The 23,002-nt window shown below is 62.0% G+C and carries 23 protein-coding genes and 3 tRNA genes; 10 read left to right on the forward strand and 16 right to left on the reverse strand.

The features are described from left to right. Positions 1-2 precede the first annotated feature (2 nt). From nusB to ribBA, 3 genes are read right to left on the reverse strand one after another with little or no spacing between them, the layout of a single operon-like run. Positions 3-437 carry a transcription antitermination factor NusB gene (gene nusB / locus R8871_RS13600; protein WP_054037337.1) on the reverse strand — a complete coding sequence of 145 codons (435 nt, stop codon included), beginning with the start codon at positions 435-437 and terminating at the stop codon, positions 3-5. After that, entirely contained in the window at positions 434-940 is a 507-nt protein-coding gene (gene ribH / locus R8871_RS13605; RefSeq protein ID WP_054037335.1) for a 6,7-dimethyl-8-ribityllumazine synthase, read from the reverse strand. Before ribH ends, nusB begins: the two co-directional genes overlap by 4 nt. Before the next feature lie 50 nt (positions 941-990). Next, positions 991-2,127 carry a bifunctional 3,4-dihydroxy-2-butanone-4-phosphate synthase/GTP cyclohydrolase II gene (gene ribBA, locus R8871_RS13610; RefSeq protein WP_175050941.1) on the reverse strand — a complete coding sequence of 379 codons (1,137 nt, stop codon included), beginning with the start codon at positions 2,125-2,127 and terminating at the stop codon, positions 991-993. Positions 2,128-2,330: 203 nt separating this feature from the next. On the opposite strand from ribBA, the gene ilvD reads away from it, so the two are divergent. Next, positions 2,331-4,193, forward strand: coding sequence for a dihydroxy-acid dehydratase (gene ilvD / locus R8871_RS13615; RefSeq protein ID WP_175050942.1), 1,863 nt, complete (start codon positions 2,331-2,333; stop codon positions 4,191-4,193). 92 nt (positions 4,194-4,285) lie between these two features. Here ilvD and R8871_RS13620 read toward each other — a convergent pair whose 3' ends face one another. From R8871_RS13620 to R8871_RS13635, 4 genes are all read right to left on the reverse strand, one after another. Next, complete coding sequence (locus R8871_RS13620; protein ID WP_054037332.1) at positions 4,286-4,921, reverse strand: riboflavin synthase; 636 nt, start codon at positions 4,919-4,921, stop codon at positions 4,286-4,288. A 15-nt stretch (positions 4,922-4,936) separates the two neighbouring features. After that, the gene (gene ribD / locus R8871_RS13625) at positions 4,937-6,106 is read right to left on the reverse strand and encodes a bifunctional diaminohydroxyphosphoribosylaminopyrimidine deaminase/5-amino-6-(5-phosphoribosylamino)uracil reductase RibD (RefSeq protein ID WP_175050943.1); all 1,170 of its coding nucleotides are present in this window, start codon (positions 6,104-6,106) and stop codon (positions 4,937-4,939) included. A 72-nt stretch (positions 6,107-6,178) separates the two neighbouring features. Further along, positions 6,179-7,462 carry a glutamate-1-semialdehyde 2,1-aminomutase gene (gene hemL / locus R8871_RS13630; RefSeq protein ID WP_175050944.1) on the reverse strand — a complete coding sequence of 428 codons (1,284 nt, stop codon included), beginning with the start codon at positions 7,460-7,462 and terminating at the stop codon, positions 6,179-6,181. 101 nt (positions 7,463-7,563) lie between these two features. After that, positions 7,564-8,061, reverse strand: a complete 498-nt coding sequence (locus R8871_RS13635; protein ID WP_175050945.1) for a hypothetical protein — start codon at positions 8,059-8,061, stop codon at positions 7,564-7,566. Positions 8,062-8,312: 251 nt separating this feature from the next. Between R8871_RS13635 and R8871_RS13640 the strand changes: the two genes are divergently transcribed. The 3 genes from R8871_RS13640 (at position 8,313) to R8871_RS13650 (ending at position 10,444) form a co-directional block, all read left to right on the forward strand. After that, positions 8,313-9,533 carry a Bcr/CflA family multidrug efflux MFS transporter gene (locus R8871_RS13640; protein WP_154559923.1) on the forward strand — a complete coding sequence of 407 codons (1,221 nt, stop codon included), beginning with the start codon at positions 8,313-8,315 and terminating at the stop codon, positions 9,531-9,533. Between the two features lie 188 nt (positions 9,534-9,721). Continuing rightward, on the forward strand, positions 9,722-9,952 hold the full coding sequence (locus R8871_RS13645; protein ID WP_054037416.1) for a hypothetical protein: 231 nt from the start codon (positions 9,722-9,724) through the stop codon (positions 9,950-9,952). 87 nt (positions 9,953-10,039) lie between these two features. After that, positions 10,040-10,444 (forward strand): RidA family protein, encoded by a 405-nt coding sequence (locus tag R8871_RS13650; RefSeq protein ID WP_175050946.1) that lies wholly within the window; start codon positions 10,040-10,042, stop codon positions 10,442-10,444. Positions 10,445-10,482: 38 nt separating this feature from the next. Here the strand turns inward: R8871_RS13650 and R8871_RS13655 are convergent, their stop codons facing one another. The 5 genes from R8871_RS13655 to rph form a co-directional block, all read right to left on the reverse strand. After that, positions 10,483-10,941 carry a hypothetical protein gene (locus R8871_RS13655; protein WP_175050947.1) on the reverse strand — a complete coding sequence of 153 codons (459 nt, stop codon included), beginning with the start codon at positions 10,939-10,941 and terminating at the stop codon, positions 10,483-10,485. 523 nt (positions 10,942-11,464) lie between these two features. Then, positions 11,465-11,554 (reverse strand) — tRNA-Ser (locus R8871_RS13660). A 55-nt stretch (positions 11,555-11,609) separates the two neighbouring features. After that, positions 11,610-12,839 (reverse strand): radical SAM family heme chaperone HemW, encoded by a 1,230-nt coding sequence (hemW, locus tag R8871_RS13665; protein WP_175050948.1) that lies wholly within the window; start codon positions 12,837-12,839, stop codon positions 11,610-11,612. Continuing rightward, a complete protein-coding gene (gene rdgB, locus R8871_RS13670) occupies positions 12,836-13,483 on the reverse strand; it encodes an RdgB/HAM1 family non-canonical purine NTP pyrophosphatase (RefSeq protein WP_175050949.1) in 648 nt (215 codons plus the stop codon). Before rdgB ends, hemW begins: the two co-directional genes overlap by 4 nt. Then, positions 13,476-14,216 carry a ribonuclease PH gene (rph, locus tag R8871_RS13675; protein WP_054037414.1) on the reverse strand — a complete coding sequence of 247 codons (741 nt, stop codon included), beginning with the start codon at positions 14,214-14,216 and terminating at the stop codon, positions 13,476-13,478. Before rph ends, rdgB begins: the two co-directional genes overlap by 8 nt. Before the next feature lie 292 nt (positions 14,217-14,508). On the opposite strand from rph, the gene R8871_RS13680 reads away from it, so the two are divergent. The 5 genes from R8871_RS13680 (at position 14,509) to R8871_RS13700 (ending at position 19,549) form a co-directional block, all read left to right on the forward strand. Continuing rightward, positions 14,509-15,432 carry a YicC/YloC family endoribonuclease gene (locus R8871_RS13680; protein ID WP_097390147.1) on the forward strand — a complete coding sequence of 308 codons (924 nt, stop codon included), beginning with the start codon at positions 14,509-14,511 and terminating at the stop codon, positions 15,430-15,432. A gap of 18 nt (positions 15,433-15,450) precedes the next feature. Further along, on the forward strand, positions 15,451-16,131 hold the full coding sequence (gmk, locus tag R8871_RS13685; RefSeq protein WP_175050950.1) for a guanylate kinase: 681 nt from the start codon (positions 15,451-15,453) through the stop codon (positions 16,129-16,131). A 141-nt stretch (positions 16,132-16,272) separates the two neighbouring features. Then, on the forward strand, positions 16,273-16,476 hold the full coding sequence (gene rpoZ / locus R8871_RS13690) for a DNA-directed RNA polymerase subunit omega (protein WP_006025620.1): 204 nt from the start codon (positions 16,273-16,275) through the stop codon (positions 16,474-16,476). A 91-nt stretch (positions 16,477-16,567) separates the two neighbouring features. After that, positions 16,568-18,922, forward strand: a complete 2,355-nt coding sequence (locus R8871_RS13695; RefSeq protein ID WP_175050951.1) for a RelA/SpoT family protein — start codon at positions 16,568-16,570, stop codon at positions 18,920-18,922. 135 nt (positions 18,923-19,057) lie between these two features. Further along, positions 19,058-19,549: a phage protein NinX family protein gene (locus R8871_RS13700; RefSeq protein ID WP_175050952.1), complete on the forward strand. Its 492-nt coding sequence runs from the start codon at positions 19,058-19,060 to the stop codon at positions 19,547-19,549. A gap of 108 nt (positions 19,550-19,657) precedes the next feature. On the opposite strand, the gene R8871_RS13705 is transcribed toward R8871_RS13700, so the two are convergent. Together R8871_RS13705 and R8871_RS13710 are read right to left on the reverse strand one after the other, a co-directional pair. Next, a tRNA-Arg gene (locus tag R8871_RS13705) sits at positions 19,658-19,734 on the reverse strand. Positions 19,735-19,823: 89 nt separating this feature from the next. After that, a tRNA-Arg gene (locus R8871_RS13710) sits at positions 19,824-19,900 on the reverse strand. Between the two features lie 120 nt (positions 19,901-20,020). On the opposite strand from R8871_RS13710, the gene greB reads away from it, so the two are divergent. Continuing rightward, positions 20,021-20,599, forward strand: a complete 579-nt coding sequence (gene greB, locus R8871_RS13715) for a transcription elongation factor GreB (RefSeq protein ID WP_175050953.1) — start codon at positions 20,021-20,023, stop codon at positions 20,597-20,599. Positions 20,600-20,650: 51 nt separating this feature from the next. Here greB and R8871_RS13720 read toward each other — a convergent pair whose 3' ends face one another. Together R8871_RS13720 and R8871_RS13725 are read right to left on the reverse strand one after the other, a co-directional pair. Beyond that, entirely contained in the window at positions 20,651-21,799 is a 1,149-nt protein-coding gene (locus R8871_RS13720; RefSeq protein ID WP_175050954.1) for a porin, read from the reverse strand. A gap of 531 nt (positions 21,800-22,330) precedes the next feature. Next, the gene (locus R8871_RS13725) at positions 22,331-22,579 is read right to left on the reverse strand and encodes a hypothetical protein (RefSeq protein WP_175050955.1); all 249 of its coding nucleotides are present in this window, start codon (positions 22,577-22,579) and stop codon (positions 22,331-22,333) included. Between the last annotated feature and the right edge of the window lie 423 nt (positions 22,580-23,002).

A 23,002-nucleotide genomic window follows, 5' to 3' on the forward strand; every position in this document is an offset into this window, starting at 1 on the left:
GCTCAATGCTTGCGGGCTGCCTGCGTTTCGGCAGCGCGCAACTGCGCCGACAGCTTGTCCAGCACGCCGTTCACGTACTTGTAGCCGTCCGCGCCGCCAAACGTCTTGGCGAGTTCGACTGCTTCATTGATGACCACGCGATAGGGGATATCGACGTGATTCTTCAACTCGAACGCGGCGACCAGCAGCACGGCGCGTTCGACCGGCGAGAGCTGGTCGATCGGGCGGTCGAGGCACGGTGCGATATCGGCCGAGAGTGCTTCCGAATCGCGGATCACGCCGTGCAGGATGGCGTCCAGATGTTCGTGGTCGGCCTTGTCGAAGCCCTGCGCGCCGCGCAGTTGCGCGTCGATTTCACCGCCGGGCGAACCCGACAGAAGCCACTGGTAAAGCCCCTGCGTGGCCAGTTCGCGGGAGCGTCGGCGTGCGCTCTTCATGCCTCTTCCTCTTCTTCGTCTTCTTCCTCGTCGTCACCACCGAGCTGTTCGAGCGCGACCGAGAGGTTCGCCATTTCGACGGCCACGCGCGCTGCGTCACGACCCTTCTCGGTCATGCGCGCGACGGCTTGTTCGTCGTTTTCGGTGGTCAGCACGGCGTTCGCGACCGGAATGCCGAAGTCGAGGCCGATGCGGGTGATGCCCGCGCCGCTTTCGTTCGACACCAGTTCGAAGTGGTACGTCTCGCCGCGAATCACGGCGCCCAGCGCGATCAGTGCGTCGAATTGCGCGCTTTCGGCAAGCTTTTGCAGCGCCAGCGGGATTTCCAGTGCGCCCGGCACGGTGACCAGCAGCACGTCTTCGCCGGTCACGCCGAGGCGTTCGAGTTCTTCGATGCACGAATCCGCGAGGCCGTTGCAGACGGGTTCGTTAAAACGCGCCTGGACGATGCCGATACGCAGTCCGTCGCCGTCGAGATTCGGTTGGTATTGTCCGATTTCCATGTGAATTCCGTAGTGTTTTGAGTTGGCGCTTAAGCGCGTGAATGGTCGGATCAGCCTTGTTGCGGAGCCTGTGCGGTGCTGCCCGGCATCGGCACGAAGCCGGTGACTTCCAGACCGTAGCCCGACATGCTGCCCAGCTTGCGCGGGTTCGACAGCACCTGCATCTTGCCGACACCCAGCTCACGCAGGATCTGCGCGCCGATGCCGTACGTCTTGAAGTCGACCGGCCGGCGTTTGAGCGCCTCGGCTTTTTCCTTCGAGTCGAACGCCTTGAACACGTCGACCAGATGATCCTTCGAATCGCCGCAGTTCAGGAGCACGATCACACCGAGGTCGCGCTCGGCGATTTCTTTCATCGCCGCATCCAGCGTCCATGAGTGAGTCGATTTGCCGACTTCGAGCAAATCCAGCATGGACAGCGGCTCGTGCACGCGCACCAGCGTTTCCTGCTCCGGGTTCGGCGTGCCGCGCACCAGTGCGATATGCGGCTGGCCACTCGGCTGGTCGAGGTACATCACCGCGCGAAACGCGCCGTGCGCGGTTTGCATGGTGCGTTCGCAAATGCGCTCGACGATCGATTCAGTGCGGCTGCGGTAGTGAATCAGGTCCGCGATCGTGCCGATCTTCAGATCGTGCTCTTTGGCGAATTCCATCAGGTCCGGCAGGCGCGCCATCGTGCCGTCGTCCTTGATGACTTCGCAGATCACCGCGGCCGGCGTGAGGCCTGCCAGCGCGGTGAAATCGCAGCCGGCCTCGGTATGGCCGGCGCGCACCAGCACGCCGCCGGGCTGCGCCATGATCGGGAACACGTGTCCCGGCTGCACGATGTGCTCGGCCTTGGTGTCCGGTGCGACCGCCACGGCGATCGTGCGGGCGCGGTCGGCCGCCGAGATGCCCGTGGTCACGCCTTCGGCTGCTTCGATGCTGACGGTGAACGCCGTGCCGTACTGCGTGCCGTTGCGATAGGTCATGAGCGGCAGGTTCAGCAGCTTGCAGCGTTCCTGCGTAAGCGTCAGACAAATCAGGCCGCGGCCGTAGCGGGCCATGAAGTTGATCGCTTCCGGCGTGACGAATTCGGCGGCGATCACAAGGTCGCCCTCGTTTTCGCGATCTTCTTCGTCGACGAGGATCACCATCCGGCCTGCTTTCAGTTCGGCAATGATCTCTTGAGTGGAGGCGAGCGTCATGTTGGCGGAGTTTTTCGAAGAAAGCGCGTATTTTACGCCACGCGCGCCCGCAAGTCGCCTGGGCCGGATGGCATAGGCCGTTTGGCGAGGCACTCAGGGCTGTCTGGCGGCGGTTTGACAGGGCGGCGTTGCTATAATCCGTCGCGCCCGCGAAGGCCGCCTCCAGAAAACCATTTCCCCGCTAAACCCGTTCGAGAAAGATCATGCCGCACTATCGCTCACGCACATCGACTCATGGCCGCAACATGGCCGGCGCCCGCGCCCTGTGGCGCGCCACCGGAATGAAAGACGACGATTTCGGCAAGCCGATCATCGCGGTGGTGAACTCGTTCACCCAGTTCGTGCCGGGCCATGTGCATTTGCGCGATCTGGGTGCGCTGGTCGCGAAGGAAATCGAAGCGGCCGGCGGTGTGGCCAAGGAATTCAACACCATCGCGGTTGACGACGGCATTGCGATGGGCCACGGCGGCATGCTGTATTCGCTGCCCTCGCGCGAGCTGATCGCCGACTCGGTGGAATACATGGTCAACGCGCACTGCGCCGACGCCATGGTCTGCATTTCCAATTGCGACAAGATCACTCCGGGCATGCTGATGGCCGCCATGCGCCTGAACATTCCGGTCGTGTTCGTGTCAGGCGGTCCGATGGAAGCGGGCAAGGTCAAATCGCCGACAGACGGCCAGGTCATCGCCAAGATCGACCTGATCGACGCGATGATCAAGGCCGCCGACCCCAAAATCAGCGACGCGGAAGTGGCCGAAGTCGAGCGCAGCGCCTGCCCGACGTGCGGTTCCTGCTCGGGCATGTTCACCGCGAACTCGATGAACTGCCTGACCGAGGCGATTGGTCTCGCGTTGCCGGGCAACGGCACGATCGTCGCCACGCATGCATGGCGTAAAGGCCTGTTCGAACAGGCCGGCCGCCTCGTGGTGGACCTGTGCCGCCGCTACTATCAGGAAGAAGACGCGTCGGTCCTGCCGCGCAGCATCGCCAGCAAGCAGGCATTCGAGAACGCCATGGCGCTCGACGTGGCGATGGGCGGTTCGACCAATACCGTGCTGCACCTGCTGGCCGCGGCGCAGGAGGCCGGCGTCGATTTCACGATGTCCGACATCGATCGTATCTCGCGCAAAGTGCCGTGCCTGTGCAAAGCGGCACCCGCCACCGACAAATACCATATCGAAGACGTGCACCGCGCCGGCGGCATCCTCGGCATTCTCGGTGAACTGGCCCGCGCGGAACTGCTGGACCTGTCGTGCGGTAACGTGCATAGCGGCACGCTGGGCAATGCCATCGCCAAATGGGACGTCGCGGGTGGCGCGGGTGAAGAAGCGCAGAAGTTCTTCCGCGCGGCACCGGGCGGCATTCCGACCACCGTCGCATTCAGCCAGGAGGCCACGTTCGCCTCGCTGGATACCGACCGCAAGACCGGCTGCATCCGCAGCAAGCAGGACGCGTATTCGAAAGACGGCGGCCTCGCCGTGCTCTATGGCAACCTCGCGGAGAAGGGCTGCATCGTCAAGACCGCGGGTGTCGACGAATCGCAGTGGATCTTCTCCGGGCGCGCGCGCGTCTTCGAGAGCCAGGACGACGCTGTCGAAGCCATTCTGGGCGACAAGGTAGTGGCGGGTGACGTGGTCGTGATCCGTTACGAAGGTCCGAAGGGCGGCCCCGGCATGCAGGAAATGCTGTACCCCACGTCGTATCTGAAGTCCAAGGGGCTGGGCAAGACCTGTGCGCTGTTCACCGACGGCCGTTTCTCCGGCGGTTCCTCAGGGCTCGTAATCGGGCATGCGTCGCCGGAAGCAGCCGAAGGCGGCACGATCGGTCTGGTGGAAGATGGCGATGTGATCGAGATCGACATTCCCAAGCGCAAGATGCACCTGGTGGTGTCGGACGAGGAATTGGCGCGCCGTCGCGAAGCCATGGAGGCTCGCGGTGACAAGGCGTGGATGCCGGTGGATCGTGAACGTGTGGTGTCGCAGGCGTTGCAGGCTTATGCGGCGCTGGCGACTTCCGCGGACCGTGGCGCCGTGCGGGACCTCTCGCAATTGAAGCGTAAGTAAGGCGTAGTTGAAGCTTGGCTGACCGGCTCGCTGAAACAGGAGCCGTGAGGCGGCTGGGCGGCGTCCGCAACGGACGCCGCCCGTCAATCCGATTACTTCAAAGGCTGTTGTCCGTCCTGCGATGCCGAGAGCATCCGCTCCACATACCGCGCGATCAGGTCGATCTCCAGATTCACCTGCGAACCTTCGCGCAAATTCTTCAGCGACGTCACCTGCACCGTGTGCGGAATCAGATTGATCGAGAATTCGCAGCCGTCGTCACGATCCTGAACCGAGTTGACCGTCAGGCTCACGCCGTTGACCGTGATCGAGCCTTTATAAGCCAGATAGCGGCCGATCTCGCGCGGCGCGAGCACGCGCAGCTCATGCGATTCACCGACCGGCGCGAAACGCGTGACCGTGCCGAGACCGTCCACGTGGCCGGAGACGATATGGCCGCCGAGCCGGTCGTGCGCACGCAGTGCTTTCTCGAGATTGACTTCGCCCGGCTCGCCGAGACCGACCGTGCAATTCAGGCTTTCGCGCGACACGTCCACTTCGAATGAGTGCGCGGCTTTTTCCACCACCGTCATGCAGGCGCCCTGAATCGTGATGCTGTCGCCGAGCTGTACATCTTCAAGATCGAGGCCGCCGGCTTCGACGTTTAGGCGCACGCCCGCGTCGCCATCCGTGCCGAGGGGTTTGACTGATTCGATGCGGCCCACCGCCGCGACGATTCCTGTAAACATCGTGCTAGTCCTTGATCAATTCGAAGTTGGTTGGGGTGCGGGCTCGGTGCCGGCTTCGGGTGCCGGATCCGGCACGGCGCGAGGCACAAAGCGCGCAAGAATCCGCAGATCGTCGCCGATCCGCTCGACTGCGTGGAAGTTCAGTTGCGTGCGGCCGTCGAGCGTTTCCGGCGCGTTAAGATTGAACATGCTCATCGAGTCTACGCCAAGCAGGCTGGGCGCGAGATAGACCAGCAGTTCGTCGACGCAGCCTTCGCGCAGCAGCGAGCCGTTCAGCTTGTAGCCCGCCTCGACGTGCAGTTCGTTGACGTTACGCTCGCCGAGTATTTTCAGCATGGCGGGCAAGTCGACCTTGCCGGACGCGTTCGCCAGTTGCACGATCTCCGCGCCGCGATCGCGCAGTGCGGCGGCTCGCTCGGTGTGACGCTCGTCGAGATTGCCGCAGAAAATCAGTGTGGGTGCGCCGGCCAGAATCTGCGCATCAGGCGGCACGTCGAGCTGGCTGTCGATCAGCACGCGTTGCGGCTGGCGCGGCGTGTCGACGGCACGCACGGTCATGCGCGGATCATCTTCCCTGACAGTGCCGATGCCCGTCAGAATCGCCGACGCGCGGGCGCGCCACGCATGACCGTCGGCGCGCGCCGCTTCGCCCGTAATCCATTGACTGACGCCCGACGGCAAACCGGTGCGGCCATCCAGCGAGGCGGCCACTTTCATGCGCACCCACGGGCGGCCGCGCGTCATGCGCGACACGAAGCCGATGTTCAGTTCGTGCGCTTCGTTGGCGAGCAGTCCGCAACGCACTTCAATGCCGGCGTCGCGCAGCATCTTGAGGCCACGCCCGGAGACTTGCGGATTCGGGTCTTCCATCGCCGCGACCACGCGCTCGACTTGTGCTTCGATCAGCGCGTTCGCGCACGGCGGCGTGCGGCCGAAATGGCTGCACGGTTCGAGCGTCACGTAGGCCGTGGCGCCGCGCAGATCATGGCCGCGCGAACGCGCGTCCTTCAATGCGCGAACCTCGGCATGATCCTGACCGGCCGGTTGCGTGAAGCCTTCGCCGATCACCTCGCCGTTCTTGACGAGCACGCAACCGACGCGCGGATTCGGGTCGGTCGTGTACATGCCGCGCTTGGCAAGCGCGAGCGCGCGTTCCATATGGACGAAGTCGGTTTGCGAAAACATCGGTGTCCGGTCGGGTACGGTGGCTAGGCAGTATTGAACCTGGGTTCAGGTGGTTTGCACGTCTTGCCGGCTTCAGGCCGCGAGCGAGGCGAACGCGCCGCGCGCCGCGTCGATCGTTGCGTCGATAATCGCGTCGTCGTGCACGATCGACACGAAGCCCGCTTCATAGGCCGACGGTGCGAAGTACACGCCCGCGTCGAGCATCTTGTGGAAGAACGCATTGAAGCGCGGCACGTCGCTCTTCGTGACTTCGGCAAAGCTGGTCGGGACCGACTCGGTGAAGTAGAGGCCGAACATACCACCGAGCGAATCGGCCGCGAACGGCACCTTCGCTTCACGCGCGACATTCGCAAGACCTTGCGCAAGACGCGTGGTGCGGGCGGCGAGCGTGTCGTAGAAGCCCGGTGCCTGGATCAGTTGCAGCGTCTTCAGACCCGCGGCGACCGCGATCGGGTTGCCCGACAGCGTGCCAGCCTGGTAGACGCCGCCGAGCGGCGCGAGGTGAGCCATGATGTCGCGCCGGCCGCCGAAGGCTGCCGCCGGCATGCCGCCGCCGATCACCTTGCCCAGACACGTCAGATCCGGCGTGATGCCGTAGACCTCTTGCGCGCCACCCAGGGCGACGCGGAAACCGCACATCACTTCGTCGAAAATCAGCACCGAGCCGTACTCGGTACACAGGCGCCGCAAGGCTTGCAGGAATTCAGGCGTGGCGCGCACGAGGTTCATGTTGCCGGCCACCGGCTCGACGATCACCGAGGCGATTTCGCTGCCGAACGCCTTGAACGCTTCTTCGAGTTCAGCAACGTTGTTGTACTCGAGCACCGTGGTGTGCTTGGCGATATCGGCCGGCACGCCCGCCGAGGTCGGATTGCCGAACGTGAGCAGGCCCGAGCCGGCTTTGACCAGCAGGCTATCGGCGTGGCCGTGATAGCAGCCTTCGAACTTGACGATGCGGCTACGGTTCGTGAAGCCGCGCGCGAGACGCAGCGCGCTCATGGTCGCTTCAGTGCCGCTCGAGACCATGCGGACCTGTTCGATCGACGGGACCAGTTTGCAGATTTCTTCGGCGATTTCGATTTCGGATTCCGTCGGCGCCCCGAACGAGAAGCCGTTTGCCAGCACGCGCTGGACGGCTTCCAGCACTTCCGGATGGACGTGGCCGAGGATCATCGGGCCCCATGAGCCGATGTAGTCGATATAGCGTTGACCGTCCGCGTCCCAGAAGTACGCGCCTTCGGCGCGTTCGATAAAGCGCGGCGTGCCGCCTACCGAACGGAAGGCGCGGACCGGCGAGTTCACGCCGCCGGGGATGGTGCGTTGCGCGCGTTCGAAGAGGGTCTGATTATTGGACATGGTTGGACATGGCGATGGCTGGAAATTGGGTTGCGCAGCGGCGCGGGTAGCCTGGAGGCGGCTGGCGCGGCGTTGGGATGAGTACAGAAATTGTACCGGAGTCAGCGTGAAGAGGTTCTGGGTATGCCCAGGCCGGCGGATGTGTCGAGCTTTGGCCGCTTGCGTTTGCCCGTGAGCTCGGCCCAGCGCTTCTCCAGCGCACCTTCCGCCATGGGCTTGATCACGGTGCCCGAACTCTGCGCGTCCCATGTCTGCACCGAAAACGGATGCGCACGCAGCATCTCGCGTGGAATCACGACACCCTCGTGGGCGTCGACCACCCAGTCGTAGACGAAGTCGATGCACAACCGGTAGCCGCGCTTCGTCTCCGGGTCGGGGACCACGTACGGCGCGCGCGTTACGTAGCCCGAGCCGAAAATGCCCTTGGGTTCCCGCGCGACACGGTGCAGAAACACGCGGTCGCCCGGCAGGATGCTGCGGGCAAATCCGCAACCCCAGACATCAGCCACCGCTACGCCTGCGGCGACACGCTTCGCCACGTCGGGCAGCTCGGGCCACGGCCATTTCTTGGGGCTCCAGATCAACAGGAAGGCAGTCATGACAAAAGGTCGGAACAAGGCAGTGTGGAGGGCGTAGCGGACAGGTTTGTGTCACGCCCCGAAGCGTTCTGGCGGCAGCTTAACCGATCGCCGGCGCGCTTGTCGCGGGGCATGAAGGGCCTGTGCTGATTCGGACCTGGACGCCTCGGACGGTTTGGCTGTCGCGTACAATCGAGGTCGTCAAGTTGCTGCTTTCCCTGTTTCACCGCGTTTCGCTGCCGACAAAGGCGCGGCGCTTCATCTGGATTCCCATGTCTCACGTCACCCGAAGCCGGCCCGATGGCCGGCTGATTCTGTTGCTCGGTGCGCTTGCCGCATGCGGGCCGATTTCGATCGATATGTATTTGCCGAGCCTGCCGACTATCTCGCAGGCATTCGCCATCAGCAACGGCGCCGCGCAAACCACGCTCACCAGCTTCATGTTCGGCTTTTCGATCGGCATGCTGCTCTATGGTCCGCTGTCGGATACCTATGGCCGCCGGCCCGTGCTGCTCGGCGGCATCATCATGTATGCGCTGGCAAGCGTGGCCTGTGCGCTGTCGTTTTCGATCGGATCGCTGGTGATATTCCGCTTCGTGCAGGCGCTCGGTGCGGGCGCGGCCTCGGTGCTGGCGCGCGCGATCGCTCGCGACGCGCACGGGCCGACCGATGCCGCGCGCGTGCTGTCGATGCTCGCCATCGTCACGTCGATCGGGCCGTTGCTCGCGCCGTTGATCGGCGGGCAGTTGCTGTTGCTCGGCGGCTGGCGTGTCGTCTTTATCGTGCTGACGCTGTTCGGTACGGTGTGCGCCGTGACCGCATTCCTCAAGGTGCCGGAAACGTGGCCGCCCGAAAAGCGGGCGCATTCAGCGCTGCTGAAATCGTTCGGCGCCTATGGAAAATTGCTGCGCGACCCGGTCGCGTGGGGGCACATGCTGTGCGGCGGCATGGCGTTCGCGTCGATGTTCGCGTACATCACCGCGACGCCGTTCGTGTACATCGAATATTTCCATGTATCGGCGCAGCACTATGGCTTTCTGTTCGCGCTGAATATCGTCGGCATCATGTTCGGCAATCTGATGAATACACGTCTCGTCGGCCGGCTCGGTTCGCTGCCGATCATTTCGTTCGCCGCGACCGTGAGTTGCATCGCGTCCCTGTTCGTCTGTCTCGTCTCGCTGACGGGGTGGGGCGGGTTGTGGTCGATCGTCTTCGGTTTGTTCTTCGTGGTTGGCGTAGTGGGGTTGTTGTCCGCTAACTGCACGACCGATCTTATGCATCGGTATCCGTTGAATGCCGGCGCCGCAGCGGCCGTGTTCGGCGCGGTGCAGCTGGCGCTCGGCGCGTTGGCGAGCCTCGCTGTCGGACTCTGGCAGGACGGCTCGCCCAAGGGCATGGGAATCGTCGTGGGCGTCGCGGGCGTGCTGTGTTACGTCGGGCGGATTCTGGTAGTCAAATGGCACGGGATGAAGGTACCTGTCGCTGCTGTTTGATGGCATCGCAAGCAGGCATTCTTCGCCGGACGCGGATCATTGTTCCTTAGCCGAAACGCGCGGCCTGCCTGCTTCTTCGTCCTGCGCGAACAACGTGTCTACGGAAAACACCAGGTGTTGCGTGCGCGCGACCGTGCGTTTTGATTTGCGTTGCTATGATGGAGTCACTGTTCCTCGGAGCGGCAATCATGGCGATCAGAGATTTGATGAATGGCGAACGGCAACATGCCGCTTTCGCTGAAGCGCAGAAGCTGGCAGACAGCGGCGCCTATCACGATTACACAGACATCGAATACGTCTTGCGCTTTGATTACGGTTTGTCTGATGTATCGGCGCTGCTCGACAGCCAGTTGATGCATCGCGACCTGAATCGTCGTTGCGCCGATGCGCGTGAGAAGCTGGATGCGCTTAGCGTGTGACGCGTCTGACGTGCGCGATGAGCGGCACGCAGCGTCCCGTGCATAGTCACGCGCCGCGAAGGCGCCATCCACTTTGGAGTTGCATTCATGGCTGTTAGCCAGCACGACACGCATCTGCCGCACACGGACAATCCCGCTGGTTTGGCAAAACCGGGTGGCCATTACAGTCACGTCGCGATTGCGAATGGTTTTGTTTTCATCTCGGGACAGTTGCCGATCAACTCACAGGGCGAGAAGCTTGCTGACGCCTCGTTCGAGGTCCAGGCCGAGCAGGTGTTGGCGAATGTTCAAGCCGCGCTCGAAGGCGCCGGCAGCAGCATTGCGCAACTGGTGCAGGTGCGCGTCTATATCGCCGATGTCGAACACTGGGCGAGCTTCAATCAGATCTACGCGCGTTGGGCAGGTGAGGCACGGCCGGCGCGGGCCGTCGTGCCGGTTCCGCACCTGCATTACGGATTGAAGGTCGAGGTCGAAGCGACCGCGCTGGTTTAAGTCGGTGCTTGATTCGTTGCGATGCGAGGCGTTGCGACTCAGTGAATGATGAGCCCGTTGAACTGCGCATTGCCCACACCGGACGCGATATTCACGCCGACATTGCCGCTCACCGCCGCCAGTGAGCCGGCACCGAGTTTGGCGGAGGCGCTGCCGGTCACTTGCGCGACGGCATGCACATTCTGTTGCGAGTTGATCGAGGCTTGCGGTGTGGTGATGAGAATGATCTGATTGGACTGAGCATTCAGCGCACCGGCTGAGACGTTCACGCCGATATTGCCGCTTGCGCCTCTCAGCGTATTGGCGCCGAGGGCAGCGGCCGACGCGCCTACTTTCGCGCTGCCGCCGACGTCCTGCAGATTCGACAGCCTGGCCGAGCCGAATACCGCTGCGCTATCGTCGTCGGACAGCGCCGTTGACGCGCCGGCGAGCGCGGACGATGCGCCCGTGCTCGCGGCAACCCAAATTAGTGCACAGGCTAAAGAACTGACTTTCATGAGCAACTCCCTGGCGTGCTGAGGGCACAGATAGTCTTGATATCGACCATGGGAGCGAGATGTTGAGGGAGGGGTTCCCCTTAGTGCGGGTGCTGCCGAGAGATTGACCGATACGACCTTGGCCAGGAATCAGCCCGGCCGGAAATTACCACCGCCCGCGGCCACCGTAATAGCCGCCGACGCCGACACCCACGCTGACGCTCGGGGCGGCGTAGTAGCCGGGCGCATATCCGTATGCCGGGGCGTAGCCATAGGGCGGTGCGACGACACACCCGGTAAGGCCCACTGCGAAACCTATCGTTAACAGTAACTTGAGCATGGTTCCTCCCTCTTCATGAGTTGGAGGAGCCGGGCGCAGCATTCGTTCGGCCTGGCTTGTGACGGCAAATTACGCAGCCGCGGTGCTAGCGGGTTTTATTTACAGTTGCTTACCCGTTCGACACGTTGCGCATTCGCTGATTGGCGGGTTCTTTGATGTGCAGAAATGAAAAACGGGCCGATAGGCCCGTATTCATTGATTGTCTGGCGGAGGCGGTGAGATTCGAACTCACGGAAGGATCACTCCTTCGCCGGTTTTCAAGACCGGTGCCTTAAACCGCTCGGCCACACCTCCAAGCCCTAAATTGTAACCTGAAAAATCCTCGTTGCGGCGCTCGACGGGGCTGCAATCACTGCGGATCTTTCAGAAACAGTGCCTGCAGATCATTCAGGAAGGCCTGGCCAAGCGGCGTCGGTGCGATCTTTTCGTGGTCGCGCGTAATCAGCTTGCGCCGTTCCGCCTCCTGCAAAGCCGGTTCGATGGAGGTCATTGAGAGGCCGGTGCGCTCGATAAAGCGATGTACGGGGAACCCTTCCACCAGCCGCAGCGCGTTCAGCATGAATTCGAACGGCAGATCGCGCGGCCCGACCTCATTCTCTTCCTGCACTGCCGTGCCGGCCAATGCCCGCTCGATGAAAGTAGTGGGATGCTTGTAGCGCACCTGACGCAGCACGCGGTTCGGAAACGACAGTTTGGTATGCGCGCCCGCGCCGATGCCGAGGTAGTCGCCGAAGCGCCAGTAGTTCAGATTGTGCTTGCTCTGCCGATGCGGCTGCGCATACGCGGACACTTCGTAGCGTTCGTAACCGGCGGCCGTCGTGCGTTCGTGAATCCAGTCCTGCATGTCGGCGGACGCATCGTCGTCGGGGAGCGCGGGCGGGAATTTTGCAAACAGCGTGTTCGGTTCCAGCGTGAGGTGATACAGCGACAAATGCGGCGGCGCGAACGACAACGCCGTCTCCACATCGGCCTGACACTCTGCGAGCGTCTGCTGCGGCAGCGCGAACATCAGATCGAGGTTGAAGTTGTCGAAGGTGTTTGCGGCCACTTCGACTGCGTGGCGGGCCTGCGTCGCGTCGTGAATCCGGCCGAGCGCCTTCAGATGCGCTTCATTGAAACTCTGGATGCCCACCGACAGGCGATTCACGCCGCTCGCGCGAAACTGCGCGAACTTGGCCGCTTCGAACGTACCCGGGTTGGCTTCGAGCGTGATTTCCGCGTCGGCGTCGAGCGGCAGCAGCGCACGCACGTCGGACAGCATGCGGTCGAGTCCGGCCGCCGACAGCAAGCTGGGCGTGCCGCCGCCGATGAACACCGTATGCACCTGGCGCCCCCACACGAGCGGCAACGCCATCTCGAGATCGGCGCGCAGCGCGTCGAGATACTCGGTCTCCGGAAACGTGTCGCCTTTCCATTCGTGCGAGTTGAAATCGCAGTACGGACATTTGCGCACGCACCAGGGAAAGTGCACGTACAACGCCAGGGGCGGCAACGACGTCAGGCGAATGCTGCCCGGCGACGTGAAGGCCTTGATGACGCCGTTGCCGATATCGGCAGGCGCCGGTTTGATCGGAATCACGCTTCCTCCGTCAAACGCGCGAGCAGGTGACGCAAGGCAATCGCGCGATGGCTGCTGGCGTTCTTTACCGCCGGTTCGAGTTCCGCGGCGCTTGCATTTAGCGACGGCAGGAAGAAGTACGGGTCGTAGCCGAAGCCATGCGCGCCGCGCGGCGCATCCAGCATTTCGCCATGCCAGCGGCCTTCTGCGATCAGCGGTTCGGGATCTTCCGCATGACGCACAAGCGCCAGCACGCAGTAGTAATACGCGCGCCGATCGGTTTCGCCTTGCAAGGCTGAAACGAGCTGTGCGTTGTTTGCCGCATCGCTCTTTTCGCCGCCGGCGAGTTGCGCGTAGCGCGCCGAATAAACGCCGGGTGCGCCGCGCAGTGCGCGCACGCACAAGCCGGAATCGTCGGCGAGGGCGGGCAGGCCGGTGAGCTTCGCCGCGTGACGCGCCTTGGTCAGCGCGTTTTCGACGAAAGTCGGATACGGTTCTTCCGCTTCCGGCACGTTCAACTCGCCTTGCGGAATCAATTCGATGCCGGCCGCGCCGAGCAGCGCCGCGAACTCGCGCAGCTTGCCCGCGTTGTTCGACGCCAGGACGACTTTCTTCAACGGCGAGTCAGACGCAACCGCGCCGCTGCCTTGACGAACTTCACTCACTCTTTTGCTCCAGCGCTGCTTTCTGCTTCGCGATCAGCGTGTTGATGCCGTCGCTCGCCAGATCGAGCAGCGAATTCATTTCGTCGCGCGAGAAAGGCACGCCTTCGGCCGTGCCCTGGATTTCGACGAAGCCGCCCGCGCCCGTCATCACCACATTCATGTCGGTGTCGCATTGCGAATCTTCGTCGTAGTCGAGATCCAGCACCGGCAGACCGTCGTACACGCCGACCGAGATCGCCGCGACGTAATCGGTAATCGGCGAGCTTTCGATGCGGCCCGTAGCGAGCAATTTGGCCACCGCGTCGTGCGCCGCCACGAATGCGCCCGTGATGCTGGCCGTACGCGTGCCGCCGTCGGCTTGGATGACGTCGCAATCGATATGCAGCGTGCGCGCGCCGAGCTTCTCGAGATCGAACACCGAGCGCAGGGCGCGACCGATCAGGCGCTGGATTTCCTGGGTGCGGCCGGTTTGCTTGCCACGGGCGGCTTCGCGGTCGCTGCGGGTGTGCGTGGCGCGCGGCAGCATGCCGTATTCGGCGGTCAGCCAGCCCTGGCCGCGATCGCGCAGGAACGACGGCACGCTCTCGGCGATGCTCGCCGTGCAGATGACCTTGGTGTCGCCGAATTCGACCAGCACCGAGCCCTCCGCATGCTTCGTGTAGTGGCGCGTGATGCGCACGTCGCGCAGCTGATTGGCCTGGCGGCCGCTGGGGCGTTGGGTGTTGTCGGTCATGTTGGGATTGGTCTGGAAGAAGAGCAGGAGGGAAACCGCGATTTTACCGCCGATCGCGTCGGGCGCGGCGCGGCCTGTCGATCGGACGGCCGCCCGCATGGGCCGGGGCTTTGCGCGGGGGTGGCACGTCGCGCATGGCGGTGCCCGCGTTGCCCGGCTGCTGTTCGTGTACGAAGCGGTCTCGTCGGTAAAGATGGGATAATGCGGATTCTCCGCCCCGCGTCTCGTACACGCCGGGCGATTCGACTCTCCGGCCATCGTCAAACGCATGGCCACAATCGCGAGAAATACGATGATCTACAGCATGACTGGCTATGCGAGCGCCACGCGCGAACTCGTCCCGGCCTCAGGCACAGGCGGCGTGAGCGTATCGGTCGAACTGCGCACGGTGAACTCGCGCTTTCTCGATCTGAACTTCCGGATGCCGGAAGACGTGCGCGTCTGCGAACCGACGTTGCGCGAAATGCTGATGAACAAGCTCTCGCGCGGCAAGGTCGACATCCGTATCAACCTGCAACGCAGCGAACAGTCGGCTAACGCGGGCTCGGTCAATCGCGATGCGCTGACGCAGCTCGCGCTGCTCGAGCGCACGGTGTTGTCGACGTTCCCGGAAGCAGGGCGTCTGCGCACCGGAGAAATTCTGCGCTGGCCGGGCGTGCTGGCTGAAACCGGCGTGGCGCCGGACGTGCTGCGCGATGCGGTGCTCGCATGCGGCAAGCAGGCGATTACCGATCTGATCGACGTGCGTGCCCGTGAAGGCGCGCAACTGGCGGCGGTGCTGCTCGCCAACGTCACCGAGATGGAAGCGATCGTCACGAAGATCACGCCGCTCGTGCCGGAACTGATCGCCAAGCATCAGCAGAAGATCGTCGAACGTCTGCAGGAAGCGCTGGGCATCGCCGCGCCCGACACGGCGGCAACGAGCGTCTCGCGCGAAGAAATCAACGAACGGATTCGCCAGGAAGTGACGATGTACGGCATCCGCATCGACATCGCCGAAGAACTGTCGCGCCTCACGGCTCACCTGAACGAAACGCGTCACGTGATCGAGAAGGGCGGCAAGGTCGGCAAGCGGCTCGACTTCATGATGCAGGAACTGAATCGCGAAGCGAACACGCTCGGCTCGAAGGCGGCGGCGAAGGAGTTGGCCGATTCGTCGATGACCCTGAAGCTGCTCATCGAACAGATGCGCGAGCAAGTACAGAATCTGGAATAAAGCTGGAGCACAACGAACATGACCGACCACACACGCGAGCACAGCGCACCGCGCAACCCTTACGCCGGTGCTTATCCCGGCAACCTGTTCATGGTGGTCGCGCCTTCGGGCGCGGGCAAGTCGACGCTCGTGAACGCGCTGCTCGCCGGCGACGACGCGATCCGTCTGTCGATTTCGTACACGACGCGCCCGCCGCGCCCGAAGGAGCAGGACGGCGAGCACTATCACTTCACGACGGTCGACGATTTCCTCACGCGTCACGCGGCCGGCGAGTTTCTGGAAAGCGCGGAAGTGCACGGCAACTACTACGCGACTTCGCGCGTATGGATTGAAGAGCAGATGAAAAGCGGCCATGACGTGCTGCTCGAAATCGACTGGCAAGGCGCGCAGCAAGTGAAGAAACAGTTTCACAACGCCGTTGAAATTTTCATCTTGCCGCCGTCGCTGGATGCGCTCGAAGAGCGTTTGAAAAAGCGCGGCCAGGACGAGCCGAACGTGATCACGCGCCGTCTGCTCGCAGCCGGCAGCGAGATGGCGCACGCGGCCGAAGCGGAGTACGTCGTGATCAACGACAACTTCGATCGCGCGCTCGGCGAACTGCGCTGCCTCGTGGCGGCGACGCGTTCGCGCTTCGCGTCGCAATACGCGCGCCACACGCAGCTTTTCGTGCAGCTCGGCATTCATCTGCCACACGCGTGAACGCGGCGGCATGTCGAGCACATAAGGTAGAATAAGCAACATCAATTAACGCCCCCAGACCTGCCGCTTCGCGCCAGGCCCCCCGAGGGCAACAAGAAGACTTGGGGCGGCCCAGCGTTTTCTGGAAAGAAGGAACCCAACATGGCCCGCATTACCGTCGAAGACTGCCTCAAACAGATTCCGAACCGTTTCGAACTCGCGCTTGCCGCGACCTATCGCGCGCGTCAGCTCGCACAAGGTCACACGCCGAAGATCGAAAGCCGCGACAAGCCCACGGTCGTCGCATTGCGCGAAATCGCAGCTGGCCAGGTTGGCGTCGAAATGTTGAAGAAGGTGCCTGTCTAAGGCGCGCCCTTCCGTTTTCGATTGCCCACGTGCCATGTAATTGCATCAACGTACAGACCGGCGTCCAACCCTAACCGCTACGGAGGCGAAATTGAGTACTACCCCGCCCACCGCCACGGAAGTGGAACACGACGCCGATTCGCCCTCGTCTGCACGGAAGTACATCGACGCGGTCCTCGAACAGTCGTTTCGCCATCTGTTCGGGCCGACCGCCACGCCGGAGCAACCGCGCCGGCATGACGTCGTTTCGATCGCCAAACTGACAGGCGTTCTGTCCGGTTATCTGCAACCGGAAGAAATCAAGGACATCAAGGCGGCGTTCCATTTCAGCGACGAAGCCCACCTTGGCCAGTATCGCCAGAGCGGCGAGCCCTACATCACCCATCCTGTTGCCGTCGCGGAAATCTGCGCCGGCTGGAATCTCGACGCCCAGTCGATCATGGCGGCGCTGCTGCATGATGTGATGGAAGACCAGGGCGTGACCAAGGCCGAACTCGCCGAGCGATTCGGCGCGAAGGTCGCGGAACTGGTGGACGGCTTGTCGAAGCTGGACAAGATGGAGTTTCGCAATCGCGAAGAGGCGCAGGCGGAAAACTTCCGCAAGATGCTCCTCGCGATGGCGCGCGACGTCCGCGTGATTCTGGTCAAGCTTGCCGACCGGCTGCACAACATGCGCACGCTGGGTGCGGTGCCGCACGAAAAGCGCCGCCGCGTGGCTCGCGAAACGCTGGATATCTACGCGCCGATCGCCCACCGGCTTGGCCTGAACAATACTTATCGCGAGCTACAGGACCTGAGCTTCGCGAACTTCAACCCGCATCGCTACGCCACGCTCGAAAAAGCCGTCAAGGCCGCGCGCGGCAACCGGCGCGAAGTGGTCGGCAAGATTCTGGAGTCGGTGCAGCGCGCGATTGCCGACGCGAAGCTCGACGCCGAAGTCACCGGTCGCGAGAAAACCATCTTCAGTATCTATAAGAAGATGCGCGACAAGCAGTTGTCGTTCTCGCAGGTGCTCGACGTGTACGGCTTCCGCGTGGTGGTCGAAAGTGCGCTTGAGTGCTACACCTGCATCGGCGCGCTGCACGCGCTCTACAAGCCGGTGCCGGGCAAGTTCAAGGATTACATCGCGATCCCGAAGGTGAACGGCTATCAGTCGCTGCACACCACGCTGGTCGGCCCGTTCGGCGCGCCGATCGAGTTCCAGGTGCGCACGCGCAAGATGCACGAGATCGCCGAAGCGGGCGTTGCCGCGCACTGGCTGTACAAGAACGGCGGCGCGGATCTGAACGATGTGCAAAAGCGCGCGCACCAGTGGCTGAAGTCGTTGCTCGACATTCAGAGCGAAGCGGGCGATTCGAGCGAATTCCTCGAACACGTCAAGATCGATCTGTTCCCGGATGCGGTCTACGTGTTTACGCCGAAGTCGAAGATCATGGCGCTGCCGCGCGGCGCCACCGCACTCGACTTCGCGTATTCGATCCACAGCGACCTCGGCAACCAGTGCGTCGCAGTGAAGATCAACAACGAACTGCTGCCGCTGCGCACTGAGCTGAAGAGCGGCGATATCGTCGAAGTCATTACGGCGCCCTATTCGAAGCCGAATCCGGCGTGGCTGGGATTCGTGCGCACCGGCAAGGCGCGTTCGGCGATCCGCCACTACCTGAAGACCATGCGTCTGAACGAGTCCGTACAGCTCGGCGAGCGTCTCGTCGACCAGGCGCTGAAGGGCTATGGGTTGGCGTTGTCAGACGTCACGCCTGAGGCGTGGGAAAAGCTGGTGCAGTGGACGGGCAACAAGAACCGTCAGGAAATCTTCGCGGATATCGGCCTCGGCCGCCGTGTCGCCGCGGTCATGGCCAAGCGTATCGAAGTGCTGATGAGCGGCCGCGATGCGGACGACGATGGCTCGCGCGACGGCACAACCTCGCATGCGCCGCCGGTCGTGATCACCGGTACCGAAGGCATGTCGGTGCAACTGTCCGCGTGCTGCCGTCCGATTCCGGGCGACGACATCATGGGCTACATCGGTATCGGCCTCGGCATGGCGATCCACACCACGGACTGCCGCGTTGCGCAGCGTATCCACCGCCGCGATCCGGGCCGTTGGATCGATGTGGCGTGGGCGCCGCAGCCGGGGCGTCTGTTCGACGTCGCGGTGAAGGTGCTGGTCAAGAACACCAAGGGCGTATTTGCCCGCGTGGCGGCCGACATCACATCGGCGGATGCGAACATCGTCCACATCGCGATGGACGAAGACCTGTCGCAGGAATCCACGGTGCTGCGCTTCGTGATTCAGGTCAGCGATCGCGTCCATCTCGCCAACGTCATGCGCCGCGTGCGTACGAATCCTGACGTGATGCGTATTGCGCGCGAACGGCCGAGCGAGGACGGGCATCACCGCCATGACGGCGGGATGCGGATCGACCGCGAGCGCGCGGATTACTGATCTGACGGCTGGCTGGGTCTGCTCGACTACACATTCGGACGTTTGCTCGTCTCGGGCGACATCAGGCGGCCTTCGTTCGAATCTGAACCCACCTGCCAGCCAGCGAGTCTCGCCGGAACTTCAGGGAGAACGCTTATGAACGTAGCTGACCTCACCGGCGTGGCGCTCGATTATTGGGTGGCCCGCAGCCTGCACGACTTCGTGCGCGAAATCTACTTTACCGACAGCGGCGAAACCGTTTCGATCCGAGGCAATGACCGCGGCCGCCCGTGGGATGGCCGCTTTACGCCGTCCTCGTCATGGGAAGCTGCCGCTGCGGTACTGGAGCGCGCACAACGGCTGGAGGTGCGTGAGCGGACCGAGGAGCATGGCGCGGCACATTGCATCGCGGAGTTCGAAGGCGGCCATCGAACCGTGGAAGGGCGGGGAGATTCGTTGCGGATCGCGCTGCTGCGGGCGTTTGTTGAAAGCCGTTTCGGCGCTAGTGTGGACGAGGTATTGCGGCAGGCGCAGGCTGTGACTGGCGAGCGCGCGGTGCTGATCGGCGAGGAATCGGCGGACAGGCCGTTCGCGGATGTGCCGAGTCCCGATGGGCAGATCGGTGATATTCAGTCGATACCGCGATAGCTGCGGTGACGCTGCCAAGGCCTGAGAGGCCGCGGCAGGGTGGACCGGTTGAAGCGGAACCGGTCACGCAAAAACAAAGGGCCTTCCGATCGGAAGGCCCTTCATAGGTGGTGCGGCTGGCAGGATTCGAACCCACGACCCCTTGGTTCGTAGCCAAGTACTCTATCCAACTGAGCTACAGCCGCACGCGAAACGGGTGACGCTAAATGCGATGATACTGCAATGAGGCTCGGTAAAACGTAAGGGCCTCCCCGGAGGGAGGCCCTCGAATAAGTGGTGCGGCTGGCAGGATTCGAACCCACGACCCCTTGGTTCGTAGCCAAGTACTCTATCCAACTGAGCTACAGCCGCACGCAGAAACGAGATTATAGCAAAGGTTTTCAAAAAGGGAAGCATGTAACTGCGATTTGTCTCATTGCCCCGATCGTGTACCCTTGATAGGCAGTCGCTTGCTGCAGTTAACGGACCATCATGAACAAGGCCTTTGTCAAAGAGTCGAGCGAAGAGAATGACGACGATCTCGACGTCGCCCAGCCCGAAATCCCCCCGGGTACGAAAAACTACATCACGCCTGCCGGTTACCGGCGGATGCGCGACGAACTGCTGCATCTGATCGATGTCGAGCGGCCGGAGGTGGTCAGACTGGTGTCGTGGGCGGCCTCGAACGGCGACCGCTCGGAAAACGGCGACTACATCTATGGCAAGCGCCGTTTGCGAGAAATTGATCGGCGGATTCGCTTTCTGACCAAGCGCCTCGACATCGCTGAAATCGTCGACAGCAGCAAACAGGAAAACGTCGATCAGGTTTTCTTCGGCGCGACCGTCGAATATGCGACGGAAGATGGCGAGGTGCATTCCCTGACGATTGTCGGCGTCGATGAGGTTGATCTGGATGTCGGCCACGTGAGCTGGATCTCGCCGATCGCGCGGGCGCTGCTCAAGGCCAAAATCGGCGATACGGTGACGTTGTACACGCCGGCCGGCCCACAGCCGATCGACATCCTGGACGTCAAGTATCCCCCGCCCGATACCGGCGGCGCTGCAGCATAAAAAAAGGCGCCGCGAACGGCGCCTTCGATACTGCAGGTGTTGCCAGCTGCTTTAGAAGCGGTGACGCAGACCTGCGGTCACAGCGATTTGCTTGTTGTTGTTCGAAGCGCCCAGACCGTTGATGTCGGCATCGACGATGGCGTTTTCGTTGACTTGCTGGTATTCGCCTTGCAGGTACACGTCCGTACGCTTGGACAGCGCATACGCGGTTTGCAGGTTGAACTGGTTCCAGTGCGGACGCGTGCCGGCCAGGCTTGCACGGGTGTACGTGTACGAACCGGCGATGCTCACTGCCGGCGTCAGCGCGTAGCGAGCGTTAGCTTCGAAGTTCTGGAAGTGCGCGCTGCTGCCGCCGAAGCCACCGATACCGGCCGATTGACCCGATGCGCCTGCACCGATGCCGGCCAGACCCGACAGATTCGTTTGCGAGTACACGAGGCCGACAGTAGCCGGGCCGAATGCATAGTTAGCACCTGCGCCCCACGTTTGCTGGCGAGCAGCAAAGAAGGTGTTGTCGCTCGACACTGCGCCGCCCGAATTGAACGCTGCAGCTGCGCCAGTTGCGCCGTTGCTGTTCAGTTGCAGGTAAGCAGCAGCGAGGTTCAGGCCGCCCCAGTTATACGATGCGCCCGCGCTGTACGCACGGTTGTTGGCGAAGCCGTCAGCCTGGTTCGAGAAACCGTACATGCCGCCGAACTTGAAGCCGCCGTAGTTCACGCTCTGGTACTTGACCGAGTTGTTGACGCGGAACGAGTTGTTCAGGTTGTCGTTATCGAACGGGTGCGCGAACTGCGTGCCGCCGTATTGCGTGCCGGTCAGTGCCAGCGGGCCCACGTAGTCGACCATGCTGTCGTATTGACGACCGAGGGTCACGGCGCCGAACTGGTCGCTCGTCAAACCGACGAACGCTTGACGGCCGAATTCGCGGCCACCTTGTTTCAGCGTGCCGTCATTGATGCCGAAGCCGTTTTCCAACGTGAAGATGGCCTTGAGACCGCCACCGAGATCCTCAGAACCACGCAGGCCCCAACGGCTGCCGTTCACCGAGCCGCTCGTTTCTTGCCAGTTGCTGTGGCCGTGCTGGTTATTGGTATAGGTGATGCCGGCGTCGATCAAGCCATACAGCGTGACGCTGCTTTGGGCATGTGCTGCCGTTGCAAAAACGCCCGTGAGGGCCGCGACCATGAGAGTCTTTTTCATCTTGTAACTCCGAGAGCTAGAGTGGGCGTTGAACCCAGGCTTAAGGAGACCATCACGCGGGCGCTGCGAGAGGCGAAATCCGCATGAGAAGCGCGCTGTACGCCACGCGCGCCGGTTTCCGGTTACGCAGAGTGTAGAGAGACGCTCGCAAAGCGGATGTTCCGATTTTCGCAATAAAGTATTACTGGATATGAAACGATATACGAATACCGTTTAAGCCTTGCTGATAAAGGCTCGCGGCGTTATTGAGGGGGCGTGAGAAGATGAGTCAACTGAATCGCGTTGCACATTCGCTACAGTAATCGATGCAAAAAAACAACGCAATAAATCGTAAAAAAGGATTGTTGTCGCTATAGCAATAGATGGTTGTCGATTATGTGAATAATCGTTTTCGACCAAACCGTTATACTGAAATCTCTGCTTTCCGAAGCAGACTTTTTCGTTGACGAAAAAGATCTCCAAACCTTTGTCGGCGCGACTTCCCAGTCGCGCTTTTTTTTTGCCTGCCGGTTGCTGATCCGCGGGCGTTAGTCAGTGCGCCGGCGCCGCACCATCCACATCGCTCCAGTCGGTTGCCGCCGATACGCTCCAATCTTCCATCACGTAGCGACGCGCATCCATGGGGGACGAGAGCAGGTTTTGCCAGTGGTCCCCATGCCACATCGGATCGAACTCGAAGGCCGAGGGGGACGAGTCGACCGACTCGGATTGCGCGGGAATTGTCTTTGTGTGCGATTGGATGAGACGGGCGACGAAGCGGCGGAATTCATTGAACAGCATGGCGATCTCCTGACGCGCATTACTTCTCGGTGCTGATTTCCATAATGCTGGCATGAGTGCGGCGCAACAACTCGGACAAACACTTACTGAAAACATCTTTTGTTACATATTCTCGTGGATATGCCGAAATTTTTTCCGATATCGCTTGTGGCTGATATCGAATGAGTAATTTTGACGTGAAAAGTTATCGGGTTTCCGCTGAATATGCTGTCGGAATTCTTCCGATTCATTTGGCATTGACTTATCGCGCTGCGTGCTAAGTGAATATGCAAAATTCGCTTGACGTTGATTCTTCGTTCCTCGTATAACAGCAAAGCTGAATTTCAATTGCCAGATATGAAAGTGCTGAGGGCTTCAAAAACGCCCGATCGCAGATGAAATGGCCAGGAAATGCAGTTTGAGGGCAATGCCCCGATTTTGATA

Origin of the sequence: Paraburkholderia sediminicola, assembly GCF_902859805.1 — a bacterium.
GTDB lineage: Bacteria > Pseudomonadota > Gammaproteobacteria > Burkholderiales > Burkholderiaceae > Paraburkholderia > Paraburkholderia sediminicola.